9 protein-coding genes are annotated in these 13,173 nt (G+C 60.1%); 4 read left to right on the top strand and 5 right to left on the bottom strand.

Annotated features, from left to right (window positions below):
• Nucleotides 1–192 precede the first annotated feature (192 nt).
• Together H4Q31_RS16695 and H4Q31_RS16690 are read right to left on the bottom strand one after the other, a co-directional pair.
• Nucleotides 193–1,512 carry an aminotransferase class I/II-fold pyridoxal phosphate-dependent enzyme gene (locus H4Q31_RS16695; protein ID WP_185180197.1) on the bottom strand — a complete coding sequence of 440 codons (1,320 nt, stop codon included), beginning with the start codon at nucleotides 1,510–1,512 and terminating at the stop codon, nucleotides 193–195.
• 145 nt (nucleotides 1,513–1,657) lie between these two features.
• Complete coding sequence (locus H4Q31_RS16690) at nucleotides 1,658–2,272, bottom strand: pyridoxamine 5'-phosphate oxidase family protein (RefSeq protein WP_185180196.1); 615 nt, start codon at nucleotides 2,270–2,272, stop codon at nucleotides 1,658–1,660.
• 134 nt (nucleotides 2,273–2,406) lie between these two features.
• Here H4Q31_RS16690 and pdxR point away from each other — a divergent pair, with 134 nt between their 5' ends.
• Both pdxR and H4Q31_RS16680 read left to right on the top strand, forming a co-directional pair.
• On the top strand, nucleotides 2,407–3,999 hold the full coding sequence (pdxR, locus tag H4Q31_RS16685) for a MocR-like pyridoxine biosynthesis transcription factor PdxR (RefSeq protein ID WP_185180195.1): 1,593 nt from the start codon (nucleotides 2,407–2,409) through the stop codon (nucleotides 3,997–3,999).
• Nucleotides 3,992–4,777 carry a helix-turn-helix domain-containing protein gene (locus H4Q31_RS16680; RefSeq protein WP_185180194.1) on the top strand — a complete coding sequence of 262 codons (786 nt, stop codon included), beginning with the start codon at nucleotides 3,992–3,994 and terminating at the stop codon, nucleotides 4,775–4,777. Before pdxR ends, H4Q31_RS16680 begins: the two co-directional genes overlap by 8 nt.
• A gap of 27 nt (nucleotides 4,778–4,804) precedes the next feature.
• On the opposite strand, the gene H4Q31_RS16675 is transcribed toward H4Q31_RS16680, so the two are convergent.
• Both H4Q31_RS16675 and asd read right to left on the bottom strand, forming a co-directional pair.
• Nucleotides 4,805–5,506 carry a glycosyltransferase family 2 protein gene (locus H4Q31_RS16675; protein WP_185180193.1) on the bottom strand — a complete coding sequence of 234 codons (702 nt, stop codon included), beginning with the start codon at nucleotides 5,504–5,506 and terminating at the stop codon, nucleotides 4,805–4,807.
• 366 nt (nucleotides 5,507–5,872) lie between these two features.
• Complete coding sequence (asd, locus tag H4Q31_RS16670) at nucleotides 5,873–6,664, bottom strand: archaetidylserine decarboxylase (RefSeq protein ID WP_185180192.1); 792 nt, start codon at nucleotides 6,662–6,664, stop codon at nucleotides 5,873–5,875.
• 186 nt (nucleotides 6,665–6,850) lie between these two features.
• Between asd and H4Q31_RS16665 the strand changes: the two genes are divergently transcribed.
• Nucleotides 6,851–7,996, top strand: a complete 1,146-nt coding sequence (locus H4Q31_RS16665) for a glycosyltransferase family 4 protein (RefSeq protein WP_185180191.1) — start codon at nucleotides 6,851–6,853, stop codon at nucleotides 7,994–7,996.
• 64 nt (nucleotides 7,997–8,060) lie between these two features.
• Here H4Q31_RS16665 and H4Q31_RS16660 read toward each other — a convergent pair whose 3' ends face one another.
• On the bottom strand, nucleotides 8,061–9,413 hold the full coding sequence (locus H4Q31_RS16660) for an Nramp family divalent metal transporter (RefSeq protein ID WP_185180190.1): 1,353 nt from the start codon (nucleotides 9,411–9,413) through the stop codon (nucleotides 8,061–8,063).
• Nucleotides 9,414–9,630: 217 nt separating this feature from the next.
• Here H4Q31_RS16660 and H4Q31_RS16655 point away from each other — a divergent pair, with 217 nt between their 5' ends.
• Nucleotides 9,631–13,152, top strand: coding sequence for a WIAG-tail domain (locus H4Q31_RS16655; RefSeq protein WP_185180189.1), 3,522 nt, complete (start codon nucleotides 9,631–9,633; stop codon nucleotides 13,150–13,152).
• Nucleotides 13,153–13,173: the final 21 nt, after the last annotated feature.

The following is a 13,173-nucleotide window of genomic DNA, read 5'->3' as shown; positions in this document are numbered from 1 at the left end:
GCCGTCCAAGCCGGGTTACATGCGCACACCCAAAAAAGGCCGCCCCCGAGGCAAAAACCTCAGGAAGCGGCCTTATCAAACCATTCTAACTAGCCCGCACGTACAGGCAACACAATTACTCGCCTGTCAGCACGCTAGCCTTACTTGCCCGCCTTGCAGCGTGCCAGTCTTGCTTGCGCCAGCGCGCCAGCGTTACTTCCCCGCCTGCACGGCGCCGGCAGCCTTCACGTCCTGCACCGCCTTGTGAATGCGGTCGAACAGATCCTCCAGCGCCGGCTCCTCGATGCAGGAGAATGCCACACGCAGATCGGCCGCGCCAAGCGCGATCGTGCCGACCTGGTACTCCTCGAGCAGCCGCTGGCGAACCGCCTCGGCTCCTGCCGTCTTCAGCTTCAGGCACATGAAGTAGCCTGAGTTGAAGGGATAGTACTCCCAGTCGTCGCCGAACCTGCCGCTGTCGAGAATCTGCTTCACCTTGTTCGCGCGGCCCTTCATGATCGCGAACTTCTCCGCCTTCTGCTGCTCGAACAGCGGATTCTTCAGCGCATCCAGCACGAACGTCTGCGAGGGGTGCGGACCGCTGGAGATCGTACCGCGAATGATGCCCAGCGTCTTCTGCTCCAGCGCGGCGAGCGCGGCTTCAGAGGAGCTGCCATACGTGATGAAGCCGACACGGAAGCCCCAGACGTATTCTTCCTTCGTCGCGCCGTCGACTTTGATCGGCAGTACGCGCTCGTGCAAGCCGCACAGCTGGCCGAACAGCGATTGATGCAAGGAATCCTCGAAGAACAGCCCGAAGTATGCATCGTCCGTCACGACGACGACGTTGATGCCGGCGTCTGCGGCATCCTTGACGGCGGCGACGATCGCGCGTCCTTCTTCGGCTCCCGGCGTGTAGCCGGTGGGGTTGTTCGGGAAGTTCAACAGGACGATTGCCTTGCCCTTCTCCTTCTGGGCGAGAAGCGCGTCGCGAAGAGCGGCAGCGTTGAACTTGCCCTGCGCGTCATACAGCGAATACTCCACCATGACGGCGCCGCGGCGGACACCGAAGGTCAGCTCGTAATTCTCCCAATTTTTCTCCGGAAGAACAATGGCATCACCGGCTCCGACGAACAAGTCGGCGACGATACTCAGCCCGTGCGTCAGCGCGTTCGTGACGATCGGCAGGCTGAACTGCTTGTCTGCAAGGGACGGATTCTCCTTCAGCATCTTATCGCGCCAAACGGTACGGAGCTCCGGCTTGCCGGCTGGAGGCGCATATTCGTACAGATCCTTCGGATCGTAGGCGGACAGTTTATCTTGAATGACACCGAGGTGCATTGGCTGGCCATGCTCGGTCGCGATGCCGATTGTTGCGTTGTAGAGCTTCGCTTTCTGCTTCGCTTCCGCGGATTGGCTTAGAATGCCGACTTTCGGGAAGTACATCGCTTGGCCCAGGTCTGAGAGCATCTCTGCAATTCGCGGGCTCTCCCGCATAAGGGTGTCGTTCAACTGCTGCGCGAGGGGGTTCATTCCTTCTCTTCCTTCCACCTAATCATTTGCGGGGCGAGATGTTCCGATTCGCCTCTCGTTCGCAGTTATTATACACCATCGATGAGGGAGCGTCACCGCCAACGCCATCTATTTGGTTAAAAAGTCGTTGGTTCCCAGAGCGATATCAAGATTGCTTGGGAGCCGCTTCGCGAATGTATCCGATCGTCTCCTCATCGCCAGGAAGATTGCGATCCCGCAGCCCCTCAATCAGCTTCTCGCGGCGGGGAGCGGACATGTTCTGTCCGAACTTGAATTTGCCGGTCATCTCCGCGATATCGAGCCGCAGCACGGCGACGCCGCGAAGCGACGAGACATATTTGGGATCCTCGTGATCGATCGGGGCGTGTCCGCCTTCGGGCTGCATACTGGCTAGCAGAGCGGCGAGCGCTCGAGCTTTCTCAGCCGGTTCTTCCACTTGTTCGACCGTCCCCGCCATGCGAACCGAGCGGAAGAATTGCGTCGCCGGGCAGGCTAAGTATGGGTCGGTGAAGTACGATGGAATGAACGCATGCGCCTCGTAGACGACGAATTCGGACCGGGCGTCCTTTGCGAGCCCGCTCATTTTCTCTCCTTTCTTGCTCCCGTGAAAATAAACGTTGCCTTCCGTATAAACGTAGTTCAGCGGTACGGCCTTCGGCCAACCGCCTTCCCCTGCGAACGCCAGCACGCCGTGGCTGCATTCCCGCAAGAACGCCTCGCAAGCTTCCATGTCGTCGACGTTGAATTCCTTTCTTCTCAATGCCCTCTCCCCTTCTCTGCATTACATAATTTGGTTACCGTCAGTGTAGAGCTCGGATTGACAATCGAAAAGATCCAATTTAGATTAAAATGAATAGTCCATTGGTGCATCGACTCTAGAATCGGGTGAGAAGGATGACGCTTCAGCTGCCCTATGAACGGCTGCTGCAGGAATGCGGCAGCAAACATATCGCGCTGTACCGTGCGCTTCGCGAGGCGATCGCGAGCGGTCTGCTGCCGCCAGGCCAGCGGCTGCCGTCCACGCGCCGGCTTGCCGCCATGTACGGCCTGTCGCGGGGCAGCGCCAGCCTCGCTTATGAGCTGCTGGCGGCCGAAGGCTACGTGAGAGCAGGCGTCGGGCAAGGCACGTTCGTTGCAGGGGGCCGGCAGGCACCGCGAACGGAGCTCGCAGCGCGCACGCCGGGCGAGGTCCGAGCTGCTGCGGCTGCGCCTTCCGCTCAGCCGCAGCTGTCCGCGTGGGGACGAAGGGTGACGGAGCAGGCCGATCATCGGATGAGCGATAGCGCGCACAAGCTTGAACCGGGCTGCGCGGATACGATATCTTTTGAACCGCGAGGGATTGGCGAGCGGTGGTTCCCATGGATGGAATGGAGATCGCGGGTCGCGAATCAATGGAAGCGGATCAGAGAACGGCACGAGACGCCGGCCGATGCGGATGGCAGTCTGGAGCTGCGCGCGCAGATCGCCGCACGGCTGCGGAGAGAGCGCGGCATCGTCTGCCGGCCGGAGGACATCGTCGTCACCGGCGGCTCCATGCAAGCGATCGCGCTTCTCGCTCAGCTGCTGCTTGAAGAGGAGCGGACGGCTGTCGTGGAGAATCCGTGCTACCAGGGAACGCGGATTGCCGTAAGCTCAACCGGAGCGAAGATGATCCAGGCAGCCGTAGACGGCGAAGGGATCGTGCCGCGCGATTGGGCGGCCTCCTTGCTGTTCGTGACGCCGACGAGACAGTTCCCGACCGGGGCGGTGCTGAAGCTGGAGCGACGATTGGAGCTGCTGTCGTGGGCTTCCCGCCGAAAGGCCTGGATCGTCGAGGACGATTACGACAGCGACTTCCGCTGGGGAGGACGGCCGATCGAGCCGCTCAAGTCGCTGGACCGCGAAGGGCGCGTCGTGTACGTCGGCAGCTTCTCCCGTTCAATGCGCTCGGAGGTGCGAATCGGGTATGCGGTGCTGCCCCCGTCGCTGCGGGAGCCCTTCATCCGGGCGAAGAGACTTCATAATCCGTACCCGGAGAGCATAGCAGAACAGCGCGCGTTGGCGGAATGGATGGCAGAAGGCGGCTACGACCGCCATCTTCGCCGGGCGACGCGGGTGTTCCATCGGCTTCAGGATCGGCTTCGCTCCGGATTAAACGGCGAGTTAGGGGAGCTCTTCGAGACGGTGCCGTCGGATGCGGGCTTGTCGCTGTACACTTATTGGAAGATAGCGCCGGAGCTGTATGGCCTTCTGGCGTCTAAGTGCCGGGAGCTTGGCGTTATGTGGGGCGACGGGCAGCGTTATGAGGCGGACGAAGCTATTGAAGCGAACGAAGCGAACGAGGATCCATTCAAACGAACGGACAAGAGGCGCTCGGCCGTATTCGGGTTTGCCCATATGGACGAGGCGCAGATCGAAGAGGGGCTTGCCCGCATTCGCCGGGCGGCGGAATCGCTCGGTTTACTCGCGCCGGGAGGCGCGGAACAAGGAGGAAGCACGCATGCTTAACGTATCGCCGGAATCGTTCGTACTGCTCCCTTACTTCGCCAAGACAGTATGCGAACCGGGCTGGAAATGGGCGAGGCGCGAGAAACCGTTGCAGAATTTCGACCTTTTCTACGTATGGAGCGGGGAAGGGGAAGTCGTGCTGAACGACGTCGCCTATCCGGTCGGCAAGGGGAGCTGCTTCTTGTTCCGCCCCGGAGACTATACGAGCGCGACCCATCATCCGCAGAAGCCGCTCGTTCTGACGTATATTCACTTCGACGTTGATGCTGCCGTCTCGCTCGTTCCGGAGCCTTATCGCGTCTTGGAGGAGACGTTCGAGTTCGAGAATCTCTTATCCCGTTACGTCAGACTATTCCTAGTCAAGACGTTCGCAGCCGAAGAAGAGGCCCGTCTGATCCTCAAGCAGCTGATGATTCAATTGCTGCGGCAGGATCGCGACGAGCCGGTCGAACGCAAGGCGAGCAATCAGCTGACGGAGAGCATCCACGAAGTGGCCAATTACATCCGCCAGCATCCCGGTATTCAGCACCGGGTAGACGACTTGGCCGCGCGGGCGGGGCTGTCCCCGAGATATTTCTCCATCAAGTTCAAGGAGCTGATCGGCTCGTCGGTGCAGACGTATATGATCCGCTCGCGCATCGAACGGGCGCAGCACCTGCTGCTTCACGCAGGCATGAACGTCACGGAGGTGGCGGACACGCTCGGTTACCGCGACATCTTCTTTTTTAGCCGCCAATTCAAGCAATATACGGGGAAGAGCCCTTCGGAGATCCGATAGGGCTCTTCTTCTGCTCGTGAACCCGGATCAAGCCTTCCGATCGGCGAAGGCGCGGTAACGGTTCGTCACGGCGACGGGCAAGCTCCCCTTCAAATAGTAACGGTCTGGCACCTTCCAGGTGTGGGTGCGTTTATCCTTCCGTCGAATATAGACGTAATTATAGGGGGAGGTGGCGTAAACAGCGTGCCCCTGCTCCCCGCATCGGCGCAGGAATCTTACGTCCTCTCCCAGGGAGATATCGGGAAACCGTACATCCTTCAGCACTTTCCGATGGAATAGAATCGTTCCTCCCTGAACGAAATTCAAGTATTTATGGCGCTCGGCCGATGACCGGATGACCAGTCTCTTGCTCGCCTGCAGATAAACAAGACAAGCGTGCTTGCCGACGATCGGGCTGACGGTGCGGACGTGTTCCCGAACCTGCTCTCTCAGATAGTAAGGCGAATAGTAGTCGTCATGATCGAACTTGGCCAGCAGAGGGTACTTCGCTCTGGAGATGCCGCAATTCAAGCATTGGCCTAGCGATATTCTCTCGGGGACCTGGTGCACGGAGACGTGAGGATAGCGGGAGGCAAGCTTGCGGCAAGCCTTCAGATCGATCCGGTCGTTGTTGAGGATGATGATCAGTTCCTTCGGACGGTGGCGCTGACGGCTGTAGTTGTTCAAGATATTCGTGAAGTATTCGGGACGATTCGTGCAGGCGATGATCGACACGCCCAGCTTGCTCAAGTCAACTCCCCCCTTCGTTCATCCATCATATGTAGCTTCTTGGCATCAGGTATAGTTGGGAGCGGCTATATCTCTTTTTTGAGACTTGTGCCACTATCCCATTCGTTCAGTAAGAAGCTGAAGGTCGTTCCTGACGGAAGGGGATAAGGGAGTTGGATGGAGAAGACGGGGGGCGGCTTCTCTGAGTCAAGGGGATAGTGGCACATCTGTCAGAAAATGGGGTGCCTCTGAGTCGAGGGGATAATGGCACACTCTCCGAAATGGCGATATGGCGCTCCGATGGGGCTGGAGCCGGCCCAATAAGCAACGGCTCCAGCCGGACATGCCTTCCGGAAGGAGCCGTTGCTTATTGCATGCAGCTTATGTCTAGGCTTTGGTCCTAAATGCAGCCAGCAACTCGCCCATTCGCACCTTATCGCCGGGCTTCAAATCCGCTCTTGGCCGGCAGGTGCCGTTCTCGGCAAGCAGTACGACGGTGGAGCCGAATTCGAAGTAGGCGAGCTCCTGGCCGCGCTCCAGCTGCTTCGGCATCGGCTCGACGTAGCGGATGCTGCTGACGTTCAGGGCGCCGACTTTGACGACGGCGATCTCGCCGCCGTCATGCCGCATATAGGTGACCAGTCTCTCGTTGCGGGAGAGCACCCGGCGCATCGATGTCAGGCCGAATTCGTTGACTGGATAGACGCGCCCGGGCACGTGTTCGGACTCGACGATCACGCCGGCGCAAGGCGAATGGATGCGATGGTAGTCGGTCGGACTCAAGTATAAGACCCAGTAGCTGCCGCCTCGGTACTGGTCGATCCGCGGAGAGTTGTTCAGCAGCTCTTCTAGCGTATAATCCTGCCCTTTCACCTGCAGGAGCTGGCCATTCTCTACCGCTCCGCAGGCCGTAATCCGTGCGTCGACCGGGCTGACGAGGACATCAGGCGTCTCGTCGATCGGACGGGAACCGGGCTTCAACCGGCGGGTGAAAAAATCGTTCAAGGAAGCATATTCGCTGATTTGCTTCTCTGCTTCTTCAATAGGAATGCGATACATCTTCGCGAAGCGAGGGATTAGACGCCTGCTATGCGAGGACTTGGCGAATCGTCCCGTTAAGCGGGATATGAATTTGCGGGAAGTGAGCTCCGTCATGGAGCGCAGCAGCCAACGGTTCATACAGCCGGCCACTCCTTTGCGTATCAAATTGCGAGCATAATCGGCAGCAGATTTCGAGATGCCGATCATTCACTAAAGTGTGCCACATCGGCTTCAAAAGTTCAATACGCCGCTGGGACAACCGCCGTTCTCGTTCGAGGCTAACGCGTATATGCTGTGACGACAGGTCGGAAAGGGGGATCCGCATTGGTTAAAGCGGCGTTCGTAACGCCTGGCGCTTACCCGGTGCCGTCACCTAGAGGCGGGTCGGTGGAACGGGTCGTCGAGAAGTTCGTTCCGCTTCTAGCTCCCCGAGTGGACGCCGTCATCTACGGCCGGATTGGCCGCCGGCTGCCTTCCATTGGCACAATAAGCGGGATTACGTGCGTAAGGTTTCGCGCTGGAGATAAGAAGCAATACGTTAGGCGCGTCATTAAACGGCTGGCTAAGACTCGTCCGGATCTCATCGAGGTCGAGAATCGTCCGCGATTGGTCCGGACGTTCCGCAGGCATTTTCCGAAGGCGCAAATATGGCTTCACCTGCACTCCAACACGTTCATCTCCAAGCCTTATCTCGCGCCGCGCGAGTTGCCCTCCTGCCTTGCGGCAGCGGACCGCGTACTCGTCAATAGCGAGTATTTGAAGGCGGACGTCGCAAGCCGCGTGCCGCGCGCGGCATCCAAGATTGGGATCGTCTATCCGGGCGTCGACCCGCAGCGGTTCGCCGGGTGGAACCCGGACGCGGAGAGGGCCGCCCGCGGATGGCAGAACAGGCGAATCGTGCTGTACGTCGGCCGATTGATTCCATTGAAGGGCGTCCATCTGCTGCTGGAAGCGATGCCGGCGATCATTCGGCGCGTCCCGGACGCCTTGCTCGTTGTCGTCGGCGGCGCATATTACGGCTCCAACGTGAAGACGGCCTATGTCCGGAAGCTGCACCGGCTGGCGAAGCCGCTTCGGCATCACGTCCATTTTCAACCCTATGTTCCCCATACCGAGATCCCGCGCTGGTTCGCCATGGCTCACGCGGCGGCCGTCCCGTCGGTGAAGCGGGAAGCGTTCGGGCTCGTGAATGTCGAAGCGATGGCTGCGGGCCTTCCCGTCGTGGCCAGCCGCGTCGGCGGCATGACCGAGATCGTGCAGGACGGCGTGACGGGTTATCTGATCGACCCTATCCGTGCGCGCACGGAGCTGGCGGACCGCCTGTCGCTGCTGCTGGCTGACGAGGGGCTGAGAGCCGAGATGGGGCGGCGCGGACAAGAGCGGGCGCTGCAGCATTTCACTTGGCAGGCGACGGCGAACCGCTGGCTGAGCGAGCTGGAAGCTGCTATGCCTAATAGCGCGAATCGATAAGGCAATAGAAGTGAGAAGAGCCCCCTTTGGCCGTATGATGGCTGCCGGGGGCTCCTTGTTATTGTCAACCGAAGAACGTTGAGTACAGCAGGTAGGCGTTCAGCACGACGATGACTCCCGTAACGAACCACGCGATGATCTGAATCCAGAGCGGGTTGACGAACTCGCCCATCTTCTTCTTGCTGGACGTGAATTTGACCAGCGGGATGACGGCGAACGACAACTGCATGGACAGGATGACCTGGCTTAAGATCAGCAGATCCGTCGTGCCCTTCTCGCCATACATCGCGGTGACGATGACGGCCGGGATGATGGCGATCAGCCGGGTGATAAGCCGGCGGAGCCAAGGCGACATGCGGAAGTTCAAGAAGCCCTCCATCACGATCTGTCCCGCAAGAGTGCCGGTCAGCGTCGAGTTCTGGCCGGAAGCCAGCAGCGCGACGCCGAATAGGATCGAAGCGATCGTCGTGCCGAGCAGCGGCGTGAGCAGATGGTACGCATCCTCGATATCCGCGACATCCGTGTGGCCGGACGTATGGAAGACGGCAGCCGCGACGATGAGAATGGCTGCATTGATGAACAAAGCGAAGAAGAGAGCGATGGTTGAATCCCAAGTCGCGAACTTGATCGCCTGTCTCTTGCCCAGCGGCGTCTGGTCGTACTGCCGGGTCTGAACGATCGAAGAGTGCAAATACAGGTTGTGAGGCATGACGGTTGCGCCCAGGATACCGATGGCGATGTACAGCTTCGAAGAATCGCTCACGATGGACGGATCGGGAATGAATCCGCGGAACATCTCGCCGATCGCCGGATTCGACAGGAACAGCTCGATGCCGAAGCAGAGGGCGATGATCGCAATCAGCGCGATGATGAACGCTTCGAGATAGCGGAACCCCTTGTTCTGCAGGAAGAGAATAATGAGAACGTCCAGAGCGGTTAAGATGACGCCGTACAGAAGCGGGATGCCGAAGAGCAGGTTCAAGGCGATGGCGGCGCCAATGACTTCTGCCAAGTCGCAGGCGGCGATGGCGAGCTCGGCCAGTACCCACAGCCCGTAGGAGACCGGCTTGCTGTAATGATCCCGGCACGCTTGCGCCAGATCGCGGCCGGTAGCAATGCCAAGCTTGCCGGCAAGCGATTGAAGAAGAATCGCCATCAGATTGGAGATGAGAATAACCGAGAGCAGCGTATAGCCGAATTGGGAGCCTCCGGCCAGATCGGTCGCCCAGTTGCCGGGATCCATATAACCGACGGCTACCAGGTATCCGGGGCCGACGAAGGCAAGGAATTTGCGGAATCCGGATCCGTTCTTCGGAATCCGGAGCGAGCGATGCGCTTCGGGAAGAGACGGCTTATCCGCGCGCCTCTTCCAGCCGCGGTTCGGTTGGTTGGTTGAGACGGCAAGATCCTCTTGCATATAAGATCACCTCATTCGCGTGGATTCAAAGTTGTTCGGGGCAATGTTTGTGGCGCTAAAGACATAATGTTTCCTTAAGGCAAAACTTCTTGTTGGTTATAATATACGCTCGCGTTTGCGGAATGTAAACCATCTTTTTTAGCATGCGCATTCTCGTGACACGCCTATGGGTGAATGCATATGATACGTTAGATTGCATGCCGGGAAGGAGATGGACATGAAGAAGAAGAGCAAAGGCAAAAATCGAAAATCGCGCCGCCCCCTATACTTCGTCGACAATCCGAACAAGATGGAGCTGAAATGGCTGGATGAAATGAAGAATCAAAGCTCCAAGCCGGTGAGCGTGCATGGATTGCCGGCGTTGGCCGAGCCCTCGACTGCCTCGGCCAAGACGCGGGGGACGAAGGATGCCGCCCGTGAGGCGGAACCAGCAAGGACAGCCTTTGCGACCGTTCCGAATGCGGCGGCGGTACAATCCGGGAAGTCGGCCGAAGAGATCGTGGCCGAAGTCGAAGCCGCGAATAGAAGCAGCGCCGATTCCGTTGACTCGCTCGCGAATCTGCTGCTTCAGCCGCAGCTCGGCCGGGATGCGGCCGGTATGAACCCGGTATCGGCAGTTGCGGATGGACCAGATGGAGATGCCGCTCCCGTTGAAGGCTTCGCTAAGCGCGAAGCGGACGGCTCGCAAAGCGAGCGCTATCTGAGGCTCGCGGAGAAGCGGATGCCGAACCGGCCGGCTCCAGTTGTCTATACGGACGATCTGGCTGACGAATCCGTCACCGGCGACAAGCTGGCGCCGTTCGCCGTGGGCCGCGGCCACCTGTCGTCCGAAGCGGTCGGAACGGATGCGCTCGCCGACTTCTCTGTCACCGCGATTAAGCTGGCAGACGGGTCTATTACTTCTTCCAAGTATGCCCCGGAATCGATCATCGGCGAGCATCTGACCAAGAATTCGATCTCCGGCCAGAAGATTCGCGACCGTTCGATCACGAGCGAGAAGCTGAAGGACGGCAGCGTAACATCGGAGAAGCTGGCGGACCGTACGATCAGCAGCGACAAGATTGCGGAGAGCTCGATTCAATCCAAGCACCTGGCGAACTCCATCATTACGTCCGAATTGATTCAGGATCAAGCGGTTACTTCCGACAAGATCCGAAGCGGAACGATTCGAAGCGAGAATCTGGCCAACGAGTGCATCGATACCTCGAAGCTTGCCGATGGCTCGGTGTCGACGTCCAAATTGCGGGATGAAGCGGTGATCGAGCGCAAGATCGCTCCGGCTTCGATCGATTCCAGCCATCTGAAGGCGGGCTTGGTCAAGGAGGAGCATGTCGCTCCCGGAGTGGTGCTGGGAAAGCATTTGGCTCCGCTGGCCGTGGATTCGATTCATCTGGTGCCGGGCGCCGTCGGCGAGGAGCAATTGGCCGACCGATCGGTATCGGGGTCGAAGTTGTCGCCAGAAGCGGTCGGCGGAGAACACTTGAAGGAAGCGAGCGTTCGAAGCGGCCATCTCGCCGACGGAGCCGTCGTTAGCCGGCATCTGGCGGACGGAGCGATCACGTCGACTATGCTCGCGGAAGGCTCGGTAGCTACGATTCATCTTGTAGATCAGGCGATCACGTCGACGAAGATCGCCGACCAGAGCGTCATTGCGCCCAAGCTGGCGGATGAAGCCGTGCTGACGCGGCACCTGGCGAAGGGAAGCGTAACGGCCGACAAGCTGGCCGATCATCTCATCGGGCGCCGACATCTCAGCGAGAATGCGGTTGAAGGCCGGCACTTGACCGACAAGGCGATCGCCCGTCATCACCTGCAGGACGGTGCCGTTCATACGGCGCAGCTCGCAGGCGAGGCGGTAACGGGCGCGCAGATTGCGAACGGTGCGGTCGGACCGAAGCAGCTGGGGCAAGGCGCGGTTCAATCGGCCCACCTGGCGATGGAAGCCGTGAAGGCGGAGCATCTCACTCAGGCGTCGGTCGGGTCGGCGCATATCGCCGATAGCAGCGTTACGGCCGAGAAGCTGTCGGCGGGCAGCCTGCGGCCGATTCACTTCGCGGAGCAATCCGTGACAGCGGAGGCGATCGCGAAGCAGGCGATCCGCGGCGGACACTTGAAGCCGGGTTCGATTAAAGCTTCGCATCTGGCGGCGAATGCGATTGGAACCGAAGCGCTTCAAGCTGAATCGGTCACGGCGGAGATTCTGGCGCCGGGTTCGGTCGGCGAGAAGCAGCTTGCCGTCCGGTCCGTGTATACCCACCATTTGACGGACCATCTGATTACGTCCTTGAAGCTGTCGCCGGAGAGCGTGTCGACGGATAAGCTAGCGGATCTGGCCGTGACGACGGCGAAGATCGCGAACCATAGCGTGACGGCGGCGAAGCTGGCGGACGGCGCGGTCAGCGAGCGGGCTCTGGCGCCGGGAGCAGTCGCTTCCGGAGCGCTTAGCGAAGGCTCGGTCGCATCCGTCCATCTGCAGGACGGAGCTGTGCAAGCCGAGCATCTAAGCGCCGGCAGCGTCAGCGCGAAGGCGCTCGCCGACGGGGCTGTCGGCGGCGGATCGCTGCAGGACGGCGCGGTGTCTCAGCGCCATCTGGGAGATGAGGCGGTGCAGAGCAGGCATCTGTCCGCGCAAGCGGTGATGGGCTACCATCTCGCGGATTCGAGCGTACGGAGTCCGCATCTGGCTGACGAAGCGGTGGTCGCCTCCAAGCTGGCGGACAATAGCGTCGGCACCAGGCACCTGCAGGCGGAAGCCGTAGGCGGGCAGCAGCTTCAGGCAAGAGCCGTTGGAGCGGCCCATCTGCAGCCCGAATCCGTCGGCGCGGCTCAACTGCAGGCCGACGCGGTGCAGGCTCAGCATCTGGGTAAGGCGATCGTCGGCGAGAGCGCGATCGCGGACGGCGCCGTTGCCGAGGCGAAGCTCGCGGACAGCAGCGTCACGCTCCGCAAGCTGGCGCCGGGCAGCGTCAGCAGCGAGCACGTGCTGCTAGAGACGATCGGCGACAAGCATCTGAAGCCTGGCGCTGTTCACGGCTATCATCTTCGCAAAGGCTCTGTCTCTCTCGCCCATCTGGCGCCAGACATGCTGACGATTGCGAAGCAGGCGGAGGGCCGGATCGATTCGGAGCGGCTGGAGCCGCAGGCTGTCACGGCCGTTCATCTTCGCGATGGGGCGGTCACCTCTGAGAAGCTGGCGGACGGCTGCGTAACAGGCGCGAAGCTGGCGCCCGGCTCCATATCCGGCGAGCAGCTGGCATTCGGCAGTATTACGGTTCAGAAGCTGTCCGCCGATCTGATTGAGTGGATATCTCTCCCAGGCTCCCGGAGCGGCAAGGACAGCGAAGAGCCTGTCACGGGAGAGATGATCGCGCCGGGAAGCATCGGGGCCTCCCACCTGGCAGCCGGCAGCGTCGACGGGGCGAAGCTGTCGCAGGGCAGCGTTCAAAGCTCCCATCTCGCCTTTCTGCCGCTTATGGCCGGCGTTCCGAATGCGTCCTTGCTGTTCGGCAATGAACCCTATCATCTGAGCGGTTCGACAGAGAGCTTGGAGCTGACGGTAACGTTCGCTGAACCGTTCGCGGACTCGTCATACGTCATCGTGGCCATGTGCGACCATCCTTCCTGCGTATGCAGCTTGAAGAGCAAGAGCCCGGACGCGGCCGTTCTGGAGATATGGCGGACGCGGCTGGCGCCTGAGCCGAAGGGATGGATTCAGTGGATCGCGGTCGGCTCGCGTTAAGCGTGCCGCGTAAGATGTAAG

The organism is Cohnella lubricantis, from assembly GCF_014212015.1.
GTDB lineage: Bacteria > Bacillota > Bacilli > Paenibacillales > Paenibacillaceae > Cohnella > Cohnella lubricantis.
This window is presented reverse-complemented; position numbering and strand designations above follow the sequence as displayed.